This window comes from Mesorhizobium shonense, assembly GCF_040545255.1.
Classification (GTDB): domain Bacteria; phylum Pseudomonadota; class Alphaproteobacteria; order Rhizobiales; family Rhizobiaceae; genus Mesorhizobium; species Mesorhizobium shonense.
Genome location: NZ_JBEPLM010000003.1, coordinates 250,443 through 266,103 on the forward strand (window position 1 = coordinate 250,443; position 15,661 = coordinate 266,103).

Here is a 15,661-nt window from a genome sequence, read left to right on the forward strand (position 1 = left end):
TGAATTCAAGCCGCCCGGTTCGCCGGCCGCTTGCCGCCGAAGCGGCGCTTGTTGTTGCCCTTGAAGCGCTTGAAGCCGTCAGGCTTACGCGCGCCATTCGGCTTCGCGCCGGCCGGACGCTCGCCTTGCGGCGCGAATTGGCGCTCGCCATTGGGGTTGCCGCCGAAGCGTTTCTTGCCGTTGTTGCCATTGCCGGGACGACGCCCGTCACGACGGCCGCCATGATGCTCGCGGTCGTTGGCCGGCTCGAAATGACGCTCGGTTTTTTCCTTCGGATCGCGCTGCGGATCGGGGCTGCCGAGATGATCGGCGATGACCGGAAGCTTCATGCGGATGATGCGCTCCACCTGCCGCAGCTTGCCGTTCTCCGATGGATCGCAAAGCGTGATCGCTATGCCGTCCCTACCGTTGCGGCCGGTGCGGCCGATGCGGTGGACATAGCTCTCCGCCTCGTCCGGCAGGTCGAAGTTCACGACATGGCTGATGCCGGGCACGTCGATGCCGCGCGCGGCGATGTCGGTCGCGACCAGGATGCGCACCGAGCCGTCGCGGAAATCGTTGAGCGCTTTCTGGCGCGCGTTCTGCGACTTGTTGCCATGGATGACGGCGGCGTTGAAACCGTCGCGGGCAAGATCCTTGGTGACGCGGTCGGCGCCGTGCTTGGTGCGCGAGAACACGATCACCGAGCGCATCGCGTCGTCGGAAAGCATCTTCGACAGCACCTGGCGCTTCTGCTTGGTGCGGGCCAGCACCACGCTCTGCACGATCTCGGCCGCGGTCGTGCTCTGCGGCGCGACTTCGATACGAACCGGGTCCTTCAGCAGGCCCTTGGCGAGGTCGGCGATCTCGTTGGGCAGCGTCGCAGAGAACAGCGCCGTCTGGCGGTCGGGCGCGGTCGCCTTGGCGATGCGCTTGACGTCGTTGATGAAGCCCATGTCGAGCATGCGGTCGCCCTCGTCCAGCACCAGCCATTTGGTGTCGGCAAGAATGAGGTCGCCCTCGCGCACGAGGTCGGTCAGCCGGCCGGGCGTGGCGATCAGCACATCGACGCCGGGCGCGATCTTCTTCACCTGGCTGAAGCGCGAGACGCCGCCAAGCACGAGCGCGGTCGAGATGTGCGCGCCCTTGGCGAGCAGCTTGATGGTGTCCTCGATCTGCACGGCGAGCTCGCGCGTCGGCGCCAGGATCAGCGCGCGCGCCGTCTTCGGGCGGCGCTTGGTGCCGAGGCCGATGATCTTCGACAGGATCGGCAGCGCAAAGGCAGCCGTCTTGCCCGAACCGGTCTGGGCGATGCCGAATATGTCGCGGCCCTCGAGCTGCGGCGGGATCGCCTGCACCTGGATCGGCTTCGGATCGGTGAAGCCGGCGGCATTGGCGGCCTTGAGCAGCGCGCCGGCGATTCCAAGGGTAGCGAAACCGTTCTGTTCCGCCGTGTTTTCGTTGGTCAAAATAGTCTTCTTTCACGCGGCTCCGGGCCGCAAACAGCAATGGCGGCAGGGCGCAACCTGCCGTCGAAAATTGTCAGGAAACGACGAGGCGGCGGACGGAAGCGTCCGCGCGGCTGCGCTGTCGTGCCCGCGAGCTTCATGCTCCGGGGCTCTTTCGCCACCTTGCCGATCAACCGGAAAGAGGGAAAACAGACGCAACCAGTCTCATTCGTGGAGAAAGCCGGACAGAACCGGCCCAAGCGCCTATGCCGCCGCATATGGCCGAGTCCGGCCTAAAATGCAAGAGGTGATGTTGCAGCGCAGCAAATCCGCGGTCGAAACGCGCCGCTTGCGCTTGGCTGCCCTCGCCATTACCACAAATCACCTTTCCTTTTTGGAGCCAGGGATGAAGGACGTGCTGAAGGAACTCGAGCGCCGCCGCGAGATCGCCCGTATGGGTGGTGGCAAGGAACGGATCGAGGCCCAGCACAAGAAAGGCAAGCTCACCGCTCGTGAGCGCATCGAGGTGTTCCTCGACGAGGGTTCGTTCGAGGAGTTCGACATGTATGTCGAGCACCGCTCCACCGACTTCGGCATGGAGAAGACCAAGATCGCGGGCGACGGCGTCGTCACCGGTTGGGGCACGGTCAATGGGCGCCCCATCTATCTGTTCGCCAAGGATTTCACCGTCTTCGGCGGCTCGCTGTCGGAGGCGCATGCGGAGAAAGTGGTCAAGGTCCAGGAGATGGCGCTGCGCAACCGCGCGCCGATCATCGGCCTCTACGATGCCGGCGGCGCCCGCATCCAGGAGGGGGTGGCCGCGCTCGGCGGCTATGCCGAGATTTTCCAGCGCAATGTGCTCGCCTCCGGCGTCATCCCGCAGATTTCGCTGATCATGGGTCCCTGCGCCGGCGGCGACGTCTATTCGCCCGCCATGACCGACTTCATCTTCATGGTGCGCGACACCTCCTACATGTTCGTCACCGGGCCGGATGTGGTGAAGACGGTGACCAACGAGACGGTGACCGCCGAGAGCCTGGGCGGCGCCACGGTGCACACGAACAGATCCTCCATCGCCGACGGCGCTTATGACAACGACGTCGAAGCGCTTCTGCAGATGCGCCGGCTGATCGATCTTCTGCCCGCCTCCAACACCGCCGAGATACCCGAGGTCGAATGCTACCAGTCGGTGACGGATCACGACATGTCGCTCGACCGGCTGATCCCCGACAACGCCAACAAGCCGTATGATATCAAGGAACTGATCCTGAAAGTCGCCGACGAAGGCGACTTCTTCGAGATCCAGGCGAGTTTTGCCAAGAACATCGTCACCGGCTTCGGCCGCGTCGATGGTCGGACCGTCGGCTTCGTTGCCAACCAGCCGATGGTGCTGGCGGGCGTGCTCGATTCCGACGCCAGCCGCAAGGCGGCGCGCTTCGTGCGTTTCTGCGACTGTTTCTCGATCCCGATCGTCACCTTCGTCGACGTTCCGGGCTTCCTGCCCGGCACCGCGCAGGAATATGGCGGGCTGATCAAGCATGGCGCCAAGCTGCTCTTCGCTTATGCCGAGGCAACCGTGCCGAAGATCACCGTGATCACCCGCAAGGCCTATGGCGGCGCCTACGACGTGATGGCGTCAAAGCACCTGCGCGGCGACATGAACTATGCCTGGCCGACGGCGCAGATCGCGGTGATGGGCGCAAGGGGCGCGGTCGAGATCATCTACCGCAAGGACATCGGCAACGCGGAGAAGATCGCAGCCCACACAAAGGCTTACGAGGATCGCTTCCTGTCGCCCTTCGTCGCTGCCGAGCGCGGCTATGTCGACGAGGTGATCATGCCGCACTCGACGCGCCGCCGTATCGCGCGGGGGCTGCGCATGCTGCGCAACAAGGACATGCAGAACCCCTGGAAGAAGCACGACAACATTCCGCTGTGAGGCGTTCCGTCCAAGTCTCGCATCAAGTCGGCCAGCACTTCCATCAGAGATCTGTGCTTTCCAAATCATCGCCGCTTTGGAAGGTTGACAATTAGCATCTCCTGACGCCATTGATGCGGGAATGCTAATAACCCTTGCAACGAAGGGCGTTATTCCGTGCGAAGGCTATGGCGGGATAGAACGTCAGGTTGACTGGTTGGCCACTGAACTGGCCAGGCAGGGGCACCAAGTCGTTCTCGTCGCCGGACCGGGATCTTCGCATCCACTGTGCGAAGTTAGGCATGCGGTGAGCGACGCCGAATGCCGCGCGGCGATCCCACCGCACACCCAGATTGTTCACCTTCACGCGTGGAAGGTCGAAGTTCCCTTCCCGACCCTCAACACCGAGCGCGGCCATTTGCCGGACTATCCGCGGCCGCAACCGAATTGGAGCTTCATCAGCGCCCGGCACGCCCAGCTGCACGGCCGCAAGACCTTCGTCTACAACGGATTTCCGGTTGACGACTATCGGCCCGCCAAATCGAGGAACGACCATCTCCTCTTCATGGCGGCCATCGCACGTGCCGGAAAGGGCCTGGCCCGGGCAGTCGACCTTGCCAGGAAATTCGACTTCCCCCTCGATATCGCCGGCGGCTCGCGGTGGAAGCTGCTGGGCCGAAGCCAAACCCGCCGCGAGGGCGTCTTTTTCAAAAGTCTTCCTCGCCGCTATCGTTTCAACGGCGTCGTTGACGGCGAGGACAAGCTGCGCCTTCTCGGCGCATCGAAGGCCTTCCTCAATCCGATCGCCTGGGAAGAGCCCTTCGGCAATGCGCCGGTCGAGGCCATGCTGTGCGGCACGCCCGTTCTGACCACGCCGCGCGGCGCATTGCCGGAGACAGTGGACGCGGACACCGGTCGGTTCTTCGAGAGCGACGAGGAGTTCGCCTGCGGTCTTGCCGAGATCGCGGACCTGTGTGCGGGGAAATGCCGCGAATCGGCCGCCGACAGATTCCCAATTCAGAAGGCCGCGAAAGCCTATCTCGAGCTCTACACCCGCATCCTCGATGGCGAAGCGCTTCCGTGACAGCTTCCAAACCCGCTCGCCACCAGCATTTTTCTCTCGCGTCGTCCGTTTTGTGAGGCGGCTTGCCTAGTCGTAGTTTTCGTAGGATTTTTCCTCGACGATCGTGGAGTTCAGCAGCAGGTTTATCTCCCGCTTTAGCGCGGCGCGACGATCGTTCGTCCGATAGACGCTGCGGGCGAGTGCAACGAAACGATCGCCGAAACGCTTGTTGAGTTCCTCCACGCGGATATCGTCCTCGATAACCCAAAGCGCCTGATTGACGGCCTTCAGGTCTGCGTAAAGACCCGCCAACGCCTCCGATTCCGAGATGTGCTCACCGCGGACACGCGACAATTGCTCCAGTTCGTGCAGGACGTTGGCGCGCTTGGACGCGTCGGCAATGCTTGCCGCCTTGATCTCGAGGATCGATATCTTGTCCAGCAATTCGCCGGGGGCGATCTCGACGAGTATGGGGCGGACCATGCAAATTGTCCTTTTCCGGTGAGCCTTGTCAAACATTAGCGGCGGGGAATATGGACCTCACCGGACAGAGTAGCGGCAATAGGCAGCCGAAACGAGCGAAGTCAATCGGCCGGATGGCGGAGGCGCGCCCCGGCGCGAAAGAATTGAAAGGTATATCTGTTGGATCCAATTCTCCTGGTCGGATTTCCGGCGGTCGGCGATTTCGTCCGCTGTCATTCGGCCATCCGCATCCTGGCGGAGCGGTTTCCCGACCGCCCGATTGACGTTGTGACAGCGCCAGGCAACGTGGCTTTTGCCCGGTTCATGCCGCATATCCGCAAAGCCTGGGCGCTCAAGAGGCAGCCTATGGAGTTGGGCTTGGCGGAACGCCGCAATCTCGCTGGCGAACTCCGCAAAGAGAACTATGGCTCGGCCTATCTCATGACGAGCACGATCAAAGCGGCCCTGATACCGTTCATGGCCGGCATACCGGAGCGCATCGGCTACCCGCAGGAGCTGCAGTTCGGTTTGGTCAACCGCCTGCCGACCGGCTGGCTGCGGCATTTATGGGCGTTCGGCCCGCGCAAGACACGCCTCTATGAAGAGGTGTGCTCCATTGTCACGCTGGGCGCAAAGCCGATGGCCAACGTTGATTGGCCGGCGCCGCAGATGATCATTCCCGCCGCGGAATTGGATGACTGGCGCAGCCGTGCCGGCGTCGAAGCCGACAAGCCGGCCCTGACGATTTTTACCGGGGATATGGAAAGCCCCCGATCGTGGCCGGTGGAGCGCTTCATCTCGATCGCGAAGGACTATTCCGACCAAGGCTGGGCCGTGTGGATCGTCGGAGGCCCTCGCGAACACAATACCGCGAACCGGATTCGCGCCGGAGTGCCGCAAGCGGTCGATTTCACCACCACGCCGCTGATCGATGTGATGTATCAACTGGGCGCCTCAGCGCTGTTCCTTGGTGTCAATGGCGGCATGTCGCATGCCGCCGCAGCGTTGAATATTCCATGCGTGCTCATTTTCGGCTCGAATCTCTCATACCTCCACGCGCCGGTGAATGAGCATGTTCGCCTTCTTGAGCCGCCCATTTCGACCCCGAGCTGGATCAAGGACACGTTGGGCGTCAGCGAGGAAAGAGTACGCGAGGCCCTGGCCGGCGCTCTTGAAGAGGCACGCCACCCCCAAAGCGCATGACGCCCCCTACTCTTCTTCCGCTGCTCCGAACCCCGCGCTCATGCTCGCACGGGCGGTGTTCGCCCAAGGCGTCGCATGGTTGTCGATGCGCATCTGGAACAGAAAGTAGGTCGGCGAGCAGAAGCCGATGCCCTTGACCTTGGCCGCGCCCGGCGTATCGGACGGCAGCGACTGGCACATATAGTCCTCGCGGCAGAAATGCTCGGCCGAGCAGGCCGGGCGGTTGCCGCGATTGACGGCGCCGCCGAGACACTGGTCGAAATTGTTGGTCGCCACGCAGATGTCGAACTTCTTGCCGCCGACCAGGCCGCAGATTTCGCTTGGCATCGGCCTGCCGGCCTTGAAGGCGGAGAAGGCCAGATCCTTAGCGTCGCAGCCGCGATAGGCGAAGCCGCCTGGAACACCGATCTTGGGTGGGCGGCAGGTATAGGCGGTGCGCGAAATCGCCGGCGCAAAGGCCGCGAACTGGCTGGTGATCTTGTAGCGGTCGTCGAAGGGCTGCGCGGCGTTGCTGGCAATGGTGCCGGTCAGGCAGGGATGGCCGGAGAAAATCTTCTCGCTGTCTTTGGGCAACAGGCATTGCGCGAGTTTCGTTCTGACCCCTGAAGCCGCCGCGATCGGCGTGCAAGTCGTGCCGCTTCCGCATTGCCAGGTGCTGCCGAAGCGAGCCGCGTCTTCCGCCACAAGGCACGGCATCGCCGTCTCGGCGGGCGCATAGGTTATCTCGCCGGTGTCTTTCCAGACCGCCGGCGGCGCGAAGGACAGCGGGCGAAATCGGTTGGGCTCCTTGCCCTCGGCCGTTGCCTGCAGCCAGGCCTCACGGCGCGGGATCTCGGCATGGAGATGCGGCGAGATGCCGACCTCGATGCGGTTGAGCGGCGAGGTCGTGCCGTCGTCGAGCCCGATGAAATGGAAACCGGCGGTCGAGCCCGCCTGATGGCAGCCCTGGCAGGCGCCGTTGTCGAGCCGTTCGACCATGGCTTCCGGCGTGCGCGCCAGTGAAAACTTCGAATAGTCGAGGTCGGCAAACTCTTCCGGGTCGATGAGCGGCGTGAACGGATGGTTGGCCTGCCTGGCGCTGCCGAAGGTCGACCACGAGATGACTTTCTTCGCCAGGAATTCATCCGGGATTTCGTAGACGCCGAGATCGACCGCCGCAGCATTGGCGCGGACATAGTCGGCAAGTTTTGCTTTCAACTGTGCGTCTTCCGCAATGCGTGCGGTGTCGGGCGTGTTTTCCAGCGGCTTCTCGCTGACGGCTGCCCCGTCGATGATGAAGATCCGCATGAGATAGGCGGCCTGCCCGCCGAACTCGGTCTCCTGGCCGGAAGGAAAGCGCACCACCTGGGCGTTGAGTTCGAGCTGCTTGAAGGAGAGGCTCGGTTTTTCCAGCGGTCCGCCGGTCAGCCAGCCGGCATCGACCGCCTCGTCGAGCTGGGGCGTCCACCGTCCGGCAGCACCGGTACAGCCGCCGTCGGCGTCCGCAGCGACGCGGTAGACGGCATTGAAGTTGAACGGCAGCCGCGAGGCCAAAACCTTGCCGCTCTTCTTGAAACTATAGGCAAGGCGGTAGACGAAACGCACCTCGCCGCAGCCAGGCTCCTTGCCGAGTTCCGCGAAGTCGCGCCGGTCGAGCCGGTTGGCGACGCCGACCAGCCGGAAGCGCGCGGCGTTGGTCTTCAGCCAGCGCATGTCGATGATGCGGCCGACATTGCCGTCGGTAACTTCATAGAGCGGCCGTCCGCCGGCCTTCATTTCCGCGCGGAGTGCCGCGACATCGGCGGCCACGATGTCGATGATGGCGTGGTAAGCCGGCGCCGCGTCGTAGAGCGTTTTCAGGTCGTCCTTGCCGCCGGCACCGAAGATGCCGGCGAAGCCGAAGCCCTTGGCATCGAGCGCGGCGAGCAAGCGTGGATCGTCCACGATCGTGACTGTACGACTGGCGGCATGAGCCGCCGGCACGCCAAAGACTGCGATGGCGGCGACCGCGACGAGGATCGCCAGCCGCGTCATCGGGCGGCCATCCCGCTTTCCACCAACTCGCGCAGCACAGGCACCATGGCCAAAGGCAAATCTTCAGCGATCAGTCCGGGTCCGAACCGGCTGCCGGCTTCGGCATGAACCCAGACGGCAGCGCAGGCCGCTTCGAACGCCGGCATACCCTGCGCCAGCAGCCCGGCGATGATCCCTGCCAACACATCGCCGGAGCCCGCGGTGGCGAGCCATGGCGCGCCATTGCTGTTGATGGCAGCGCGGCCATCCGGCGCGGCGATCACCGTATCGGCCCCCTTGTAGATGACGGTGGCATTGGCCCGTGCCGCCGCCGCTCGCGCCTTGGCGAGTTTCGAAAGCGCCTTGTCGTCCGCAATGTCAGGGAACAGCCGGCCGAGTTCACCCTCATGCGGCGTCATCACCAGCGCCGGCGCGCCGGATCCGCGGGCCGCCTGGAACAATGTCTCAGGCTCGTCGCGAAACGAGGTGATGCCGTCAGCGTCGAGCACCAGCCCTTCAACGCCGGCGTCCCGCGCTTGCCGGGCGCCGAGCAGCGCAAGGGCAAAATCGCGCGCTTTTTCGCCGACGCCAAACCCCGGGCCGAGCACAAAGCACGAAGGGCGGCGATCGGTGAGGAAAGCGCCGAGATCGGCAGCCGTATCGGCCTTGCGCAACATGATCGAGGTCAGATGGGCGGCGTTCACCTGCATGGCGTTCGCCGGCGACAGGACCGTAACCGCCCCTGCCCCGCTTCTTGCGGCTGCAAGCGCCGACAAGCGCGCGGCACCTGTCGCCGAAGGTCCGCCGGAAAAGACGCTCGCATGGCCCCGCCTGTATTTGTGCGCATCGACAGCCGGGACCGGAAAGGTGGCCAGCCAGAGTGCCGGTCCGTTCTCGAAGGTTCGCGGCGCGATCCGGGCGATGACTTCGTCACCGATGCCGATGTCGGCAAGCACGATCTCGCCGCATTGCTCGCGGCCAGGCAAAAGCAGATGTCCGGGCTTTTTTCGCGCGAAGGTCACTGTCATGGCCGCGCGGAACGCGCTGCCGAGGATATCGCCGCTTTCGCCGGAAACGCCGGAAGGCAGGTCTACAGCGACGACCGGCAAGCCGAGATTCGTCACGACCTGCACCGCCCTGGCGGCGTCGCCCGAAAGCGGCTTTGAGAGCCCTGCGCCGTACAGCGCGTCGACCACGAGCGTGCCGGGCTCGGCGGCGAAGGCGGACAGCGGTCGACGCTCGAGCGGGCAGTCGGCCGCGGCAAGCGCGGCGTCGCCGCCTGCCCGCGGCTCGCCTGACACCCACATCGCGACGTCGACGCCGCTCTCTTGGAGCAGCCGCGCCACGACATAACCGTCGCCGCCATTGTTGCCGGGGCCACACAGCACGTGCACCCGTGTCGCCGCCGGATAGCGTGCCAGGACCTCGGCCGCGACCGCCGCGCCGGCTCGGCGCATCAACCCGTAGCCGTCGAGCGGACCTTCCGCGATCGCCAGTCGGTCAGCCTTGGCCATTTCGGCCGGTGAAAGAAGTTCATTGTGCATGGGATTGCCGATCTCCATCCGATCAAGCATTGTCCGATTTGCGGTTCGAAGCAAACAGCAGCGGCCGAATGCCAGTCCAAAGCGGCGGCGCCTGGAGGGGAATCTGCCTGCAAATTGCGCTATATGCCCAAATTTTGCGCAGACGGATGGAGGAGCGATGTATAGGCTTTGGGCGTCGATGACGCATCCAATGCAGCCGATGACGCGAATTTGCATCCGGGTGCTGCATGGCATCTGAATCGCCCGATACCGTCTCCAACAACCTGGAATTGGCACGCTTCGTGCTTGATGGAGGCGCAAGCGGGGCGCACAACCCGTCTCTTTGGCAGTGGAGGCCACTTTCTACATGAAAAAAATCGAAGCGATCATCAAGCCATTCAAGCTGGACGAAGTGAAGGAAGCGCTTCAGGAGGCCGGACTGCAGGGCATCACCGTTACCGAGGCCAAAGGCTTTGGCCGGCAGAAAGGCCACACCGAACTCTATCGCGGTGCTGAATATGTCGTCGACTTCCTGCCCAAGGTGAAGATCGAGGTGGTGCTCGGCGACGACGCCGTCGAAGGCGCCATCGAAGCCATCCGCAAGGCGGCGCAGACCGGCCGCATCGGCGACGGCAAGATCTTCGTCTCCAACATCGAGGAAGTCGTCCGCATCCGCACCGGCGAGACCGGCATGGACGCCGTCTGACGCCATCCATCTTTCTGAACCGTCATCATCAAAAAACGTCATCACACAGGGATACATGACATGACGACAGCCAAAGACATCATGAAGCAGATCAAGGACAACGACGTGAAGTTCGTCGACCTGCGCTTCACCGATCCGCGGGGCAAGCTGCAGCATGTGACGATGGATGTCGTCGAAGTCGAGGAAGACATGTTCGCCGACGGCGTGATGTTCGACGGCTCCTCGATCGCCGGCTGGAAGGCGATCAACGAGTCCGACATGGTGCTGATGCCAGACACGGATACCGTCCACATGGATCCGTTCTTTGCCCAGTCGACCATGGTCATCCTGTGCGACATCCTCGATCCGGTATCCGGCGAGGCCTATAACCGCGACCCGCGCGGCACCGCCAAGAAGGCCGAGGCCTACATGAAGTCGGAAGGCATCGGCGACACCGTCTATGTCGGCCCGGAAGCCGAGTTCTTCGTGTTCGACGACGTCAAGTACAAGGTCGATCCCTACAACACCGGTTTCCGCCTCGACTCGACCGAGCTGCCGTCCAACGACGACACCGACTACGAGACGGGCAATCTCGGCCACCGTCCGCGCATCAAGGGCGGCTATTTCCCTGTGCCGCCGGTCGATTCCTGCCAGGACATGCGCTCCGAGATGCTGACCGTGCTTGCCGAGATGGGCGTGCGCGTCGAGAAGCATCACCACGAGGTCGCCGCCGCCCAGCACGAGCTCGGCATCAAGTTCGACACGCTGGTGCGAAACGCCGACAAGATGCTGATCTACAAGTATGTCGTGCACCAGGTCGCCAATGCCTATGGCAAGACGGCCACCTTCATGCCGAAGCCGGTGTTCGGCGACAACGGCTCGGGCATGCACGTCCACCAGTCGATCTGGAAGGGCGGCAAGCCGACCTTCGCCGGCAACGAATATGCCGGCCTGTCGGAGACCTGCCTGTTCTATATCGGCGGCATCATCAAGCACGCCAAGGCGATCAACGCCTTCACCAACCCGCTGACCAACTCCTACAAGCGTCTGGTGCCGGGTTACGAAGCGCCGGTGCTGCTCGCCTATTCGGCGCGCAACCGCTCGGCCTCCTGCCGCATTCCGTTCGGCTCGTCGCCGAAGTCGAAGCGCGTCGAGGTCCGCTTCCCCGATCCGGGCGCGAACCCCTATCTCGGCTTCGCCGCCATGCTGATGGCGGGCCTCGACGGCATCAAGAACAAGATCCATCCCGGGCAGCCGATGGACAAGGATCTCTACGACCTGCCGCCGAAGGAGCTGAAGAAGATCCCGACCGTCTGCGGCTCGCTGCGCGAAGCGCTGCAGAGCCTCGACAAGGACCGCGGCTTCCTGAAGGCCGGCGGCGTCTTCGACGACGACCAGATCGACTCTTACATCGAGCTGAAAATGGCCGAGGTCATGCGCTTCGAAATGACCCCGCACCCGGTCGAGTACGACATGTACTATTCAGTCTAACATTTTGATCGAATAGAAAATTCAGCCCTTGGAAGGGAAACCTTCCAAGGGCTTTCATTTGCTCTATTCCGCCGCCCCATGGCGGCAACCGCACTCCTGGCATGCCGCACGAGATCGTAGAGCGGTTCACCGTTTCACGGAAACGCCGAACCGCTTTCTCTTTTTGTTTTTACGCAATTCCAGACGGAAAACCGTTACACACTTTTCCTGGAATTGCTCTAGTAGCGTCACCGCCGACTGACGGCCGCGCGGCGGAACTCTCACCGATCCCCATGCAAAAAGCCCCGGCGTTTTTCCCACCGGGGCTTTTTTTGTCATTCACCTCACGCCGCGGGCCTGCAGCCCGCGCCGATAAGAAGGATCAGGCGGCCGCCGAGACCTTCGCATCGGTCGGGACCTGCGAGATCGTCTTCAGGACCTGCGAGGCGATCTGGTAGGGGTCGCCCTGCGAGTTCGGCCGGCGGTCTTCCAGATAGCCCTTGTAGTCGTTCTTGACGAAGGAGTGCGGCACGCGGATCGAGGCGCCGCGGTCGGCGACGCCGTAGCTGAACTTGTTCCACGGCGCGGTCTCGTGCTTGCCGGTCAGGCGCTTGTCGTTGTCCGGGCCGTAGACGGCGATGTGGTCCATCAGGTTCTTGTCGAACTGCACCATAAGCGCCTCGAAATAGGCCTTGCCGCCAACTTCACGCATGTAGGCGGTGGAGAAGTTGCAATGCATGCCCGAGCCGTTCCAGTCGGTGTCGCCGAGCGGCTTGCAGTGGAACTCGATGTCGATGCCGTACTTCTCTGTCAGGCGCAGCAGCAGGTAGCGAGCCATCCACATCTGGTCGGCGGCCTTCTTCGAGCCCTTGCCGAAGATCTGGAATTCCCACTGGCCCTTGGCCACCTCGGCGTTGATGCCTTCATGGTTGATGCCGGCGGCCAGGCAGAGGTCGAGATGCTCCTCGACGATCTGGCGGGCGACATCGCCGACATTCTTGTAGCCGACGCCGGTGTAGTACGGACCCTGCGGTGCCGGATAGCCGCTCTCGGGGAAGCCGAGCGGACGGCCGTCCTTGTAGAAGAAATATTCCTGCTCGAAGCCGAACCAGGCGCCCTCGTCATCGAGGATGGTGGCGCGCTTGTTGGAGACATGCGGCGTCACCCCATCGGGCATCATGACTTCGCACATGACCAGCACGCCATTGGTGCGGGCCGGATCCGGATAGACGGCGACGGGCTTGAGCACACAGTCGGAGCTGTGGCCCTCGGCCTGGTTCGTCGAGGAGCCGTCGAAGCCCCACAGCGGCAGCTGCTCGAGCGTCGGGAACTCGGCAAACTCCTTGATCTGGGTCTTGCCGCGCAGGCTGGGGGTCGGGACGTATCCGTCGAGCCAGATATACTCGAGCTTGTATTTGGTCATTCCAGTGCCTCTCGTTGCTTGGACGCCGCAAGGCGGCATCAATGCATGGCCGTGCTGGCCGGCCTGCCGGTCGTTAAAATGCAATTCGTGTGCCACTCTCCCCGCGCCGGGTGCGGCAAAATGGTCGTCGCAAAGCGCTGAATTTGCTGAGCCGCCTCGGCAATGCGCAGTAATCGTCCAGGCATGAGATATGCATAAATAATGGGCAAATACTGATCTTTTTGTGAGCATATTGCCTAAATGAATCGCAGAACCTATCTTGGAAGAAAGTTGAATCGACAAGCTCCTGGAAAAGAAGGGAGGCCGCCAATGGAAGTCATCACGTCCCGTCCGTCGGCAAAGATTCTGATGTTCCCGCTTGCAGGCCGGGCGACTGCCTCAAATTTAGGCGCAAAGGCCAAATTCGCGGCAGAGCTTGCCTCGCTGCGCAATACGCACGCCGATTTCGACGGCTGGTACCATGAGGCGGCGATCGAGGAAGAGAACCAGCGCAAGAGCTGACTTCCTCCTGCAACGCTTTTCGCATGAAAAAGCCCGGCGCGAGCTCGCGCCGGGCTTTTCCTTTGCAGAGGATCGATCGCCTATTGCTTGGCGTGCAGGTCGGTGCCGAGCGTGTCCCTGACAAAGATCATGCCGATGATCAGCGACATCGCGGAGATCAGCACCGGATACCAGAGACCGTAATAGATGTCGCCCTTATAGGCGCTCAGCGCGAACACCGTCGCCGGCAGCAGGCCGCCGAACCAGCCATTGCCGATATGGTAGGGCAGCGACATGCCGGTGTAGCGGATGCGGGTCGGGAACATCTCGACCAGGATCGCGGCGATCGGTCCGTAGACCATGGTCACGAACACCACCAGGATGAACAGGATGCCGATGGTCACCGGCCAGTTAATGGCCGCCGGATCGGCCACCATGGCGAAGGGACCGCCGCCGGGGATGTTGTAGACGGCGATCTCGGGTGCGCCCGCGGCTTCCTCGGTGGTGAGCAGTTTGTCCTTGACCGCCTGCTCGGTCGGAACCGCTGCCTTCTCGCCGCCGCGGATCGCAGCCGCATCGAGCTTCAACTCCGGATTGGCCGCGACGAAGGCGTCGAGCTTCTGATCCGGCACCTTGATCGCGCCGCGCTTCAGCGGATAGCCGCCGTCCTGCAGCGACATGTTCACCGCCTTCTGGAAGGCGGCCTCCTTGGCCTTGGCCTGATCCCCTGCGGCGACGGCGTCGTAGGAAGGCACCGTCTCGTTGCCGATCTTGACCGTGGCTGCGGCGCCAGGTGCTGCCGTCGATACGACGTCGTAAGGCACCGAGTTCTTGGTCAGAAACGAGGTCGCGATATCGCAGGATGTCGTGAACTTCGCCGTGCCGACCGGGTTGAACTGGAACCGGCAGTCGCCGGGCGCTGCCGTCACCGTCGCACGCGTGTTCTGCTGGGCGGTGGCCAAGGCCGGGTTGGCAGCCCAGGTCAGCGCCTTGAACAGCGGGAAGGTGCAGACGATTCCCAAAGCGAGGCCGGCCATGATGATCGGCTTGCGGCCGATCTTGTCGGACAGCCAACCGAACACGACAAAGAAGATCGAGCCGACAGCCAGCGCGATCGCGATCATGACGTTGACCGACCACGCGTCGACCTTCAGCACATTCTGCAGGAAGAACAACGCATAGAATTGGCCATTGTACCAGATGACGGCCTGGCCGGCGGTGAGGCCGAGCAGCGCGAGCAGCGCGATCTTGGCGTTCTTCCACTGCCCGAAAGCCTCGGACAACGGCGCCTTGGAGCCCTTGCCCTCGTCCTTCATGCGCTGGAAGGTCGGCGACTCCGAGAGCGACAGCCGGATCCAGATCGAGATGGCAAGCAGCAGGAAAGAGACGATGAAGGGAATGCGCCAGCCCCAGTCGGCGTAGGTTTCTTTGCTGAGCGAACTCTGGACGAGCAGGATGACGATCAGCGACAGGAACAGGCCGAGCGTCGCCGTGGTCTGTATCCAGGACGTGTAGTAGCCGCGGCGATCGTCGGGCGCGTGCTCGGCGACATAGGTCGCCGCACCGCCATATTCGCCGCCGAGCGCCAGGCCCTGCAGCATGCGCAGCCCGATCAGGATCACGGGTGCCGCGATGCCCAAGCTCGCGTAGCCGGGCAGCAGGCCGACCAGGAAGGTCGACAGACCCATGATCGTCATGGTGACGAGAAAGGTGTATTTGCGGCCGACAAGGTCGCCGATGCGGCCAAACACCAGCGCGCCGAACGGGCGGACGAGGAAGCCGGCGGCAAAGGCCAGCAGCGCGAAGATGTTGCGCGTCGCCTCGGGGATGGTCGGGCTGAAGAAGGTCGCGCCGATGAAAGCGGCCAGCGAACCGTAGAGATAGAAATCGTACCATTCGAAAACGGTGCCGAGCGAAGAGGCGAAGATGACCTTCTTTTCCTCCCGCGTCATGCCGCGGCTTGTTCTGCCGGCGGTCGAAGCCATTACCATTGATATATCCTCCCGTGGATCCCG

Annotated in this window: 13 protein-coding genes; 6 read left to right on the top strand and 7 right to left on the bottom strand. The window is 63.1% G+C overall.

Going from position 1 to position 15,661, the window contains the following annotated elements; genetic code table 11:
• Positions 1–5 precede the first annotated feature (5 nt).
• Positions 6–1,448, bottom strand: a complete 1,443-nt coding sequence (locus ABID26_RS10620; protein WP_292301417.1) for a DEAD/DEAH box helicase — start codon at positions 1,446–1,448, stop codon at positions 6–8.
• A gap of 385 nt (positions 1,449–1,833) precedes the next feature.
• Here ABID26_RS10620 and ABID26_RS10625 point away from each other — a divergent pair, with 385 nt between their 5' ends.
• Together ABID26_RS10625 and ABID26_RS10630 are read left to right on the top strand one after the other, a co-directional pair.
• Positions 1,834–3,366: an acyl-CoA carboxylase subunit beta gene (locus ABID26_RS10625; RefSeq protein ID WP_292301415.1), complete on the top strand. Its 1,533-nt coding sequence runs from the start codon at positions 1,834–1,836 to the stop codon at positions 3,364–3,366.
• Between the two features lie 286 nt (positions 3,367–3,652).
• Complete coding sequence (locus ABID26_RS10630) at positions 3,653–4,429, top strand: glycosyltransferase (RefSeq protein ID WP_292301413.1); 777 nt, start codon at positions 3,653–3,655, stop codon at positions 4,427–4,429.
• Between the two features lie 66 nt (positions 4,430–4,495).
• On the opposite strand, the gene ABID26_RS10635 is transcribed toward ABID26_RS10630, so the two are convergent.
• Complete coding sequence (locus ABID26_RS10635; protein WP_292301411.1) at positions 4,496–4,891, bottom strand: DUF6165 family protein; 396 nt, start codon at positions 4,889–4,891, stop codon at positions 4,496–4,498.
• A 159-nt stretch (positions 4,892–5,050) separates the two neighbouring features.
• Here ABID26_RS10635 and waaF point away from each other — a divergent pair, with 159 nt between their 5' ends.
• Entirely contained in the window at positions 5,051–6,073 is a 1,023-nt protein-coding gene (gene waaF, locus ABID26_RS10640; protein WP_292301409.1) for a lipopolysaccharide heptosyltransferase II, read from the top strand.
• A gap of 6 nt (positions 6,074–6,079) precedes the next feature.
• Here the strand turns inward: waaF and ABID26_RS10645 are convergent, their stop codons facing one another.
• Positions 6,080–8,086 (bottom strand): hypothetical protein, encoded by a 2,007-nt coding sequence (locus tag ABID26_RS10645; protein ID WP_292345187.1) that lies wholly within the window; start codon positions 8,084–8,086, stop codon positions 6,080–6,082.
• On the bottom strand, positions 8,083–9,609 hold the full coding sequence (locus ABID26_RS10650; protein WP_292301405.1) for an NAD(P)H-hydrate dehydratase: 1,527 nt from the start codon (positions 9,607–9,609) through the stop codon (positions 8,083–8,085). The genes ABID26_RS10645 and ABID26_RS10650 overlap by 4 nt, the downstream gene beginning before the upstream one ends.
• A gap of 346 nt (positions 9,610–9,955) precedes the next feature.
• Between ABID26_RS10650 and ABID26_RS10655 the strand changes: the two genes are divergently transcribed.
• Positions 9,956–10,294, top strand: a complete 339-nt coding sequence (locus tag ABID26_RS10655) for a P-II family nitrogen regulator (RefSeq protein ID WP_006205430.1) — start codon at positions 9,956–9,958, stop codon at positions 10,292–10,294.
• Positions 10,295–10,354: 60 nt separating this feature from the next.
• Positions 10,355–11,764, top strand: coding sequence for a type I glutamate--ammonia ligase (gene glnA, locus ABID26_RS10660; protein ID WP_126100258.1), 1,410 nt, complete (start codon positions 10,355–10,357; stop codon positions 11,762–11,764).
• A 126-nt stretch (positions 11,765–11,890) separates the two neighbouring features.
• Here glnA and ABID26_RS10665 read toward each other — a convergent pair whose 3' ends face one another.
• Positions 11,891–12,082 carry a hypothetical protein gene (locus tag ABID26_RS10665; RefSeq protein WP_292301402.1) on the bottom strand — a complete coding sequence of 64 codons (192 nt, stop codon included), beginning with the start codon at positions 12,080–12,082 and terminating at the stop codon, positions 11,891–11,893.
• A gap of 43 nt (positions 12,083–12,125) precedes the next feature.
• On the bottom strand, positions 12,126–13,166 hold the full coding sequence (locus ABID26_RS10670; protein WP_292301401.1) for a glutamine synthetase beta-grasp domain-containing protein: 1,041 nt from the start codon (positions 13,164–13,166) through the stop codon (positions 12,126–12,128).
• 309 nt (positions 13,167–13,475) lie between these two features.
• On the opposite strand from ABID26_RS10670, the gene ABID26_RS10675 reads away from it, so the two are divergent.
• Positions 13,476–13,667, top strand: a complete 192-nt coding sequence (locus tag ABID26_RS10675; RefSeq protein ID WP_292301399.1) for a DUF2735 domain-containing protein — start codon at positions 13,476–13,478, stop codon at positions 13,665–13,667.
• Positions 13,668–13,747: 80 nt separating this feature from the next.
• Here ABID26_RS10675 and ABID26_RS10680 read toward each other — a convergent pair whose 3' ends face one another.
• Complete coding sequence (locus ABID26_RS10680; protein ID WP_126100255.1) at positions 13,748–15,637, bottom strand: MFS transporter; 1,890 nt, start codon at positions 15,635–15,637, stop codon at positions 13,748–13,750.
• Positions 15,638–15,661: the final 24 nt, after the last annotated feature.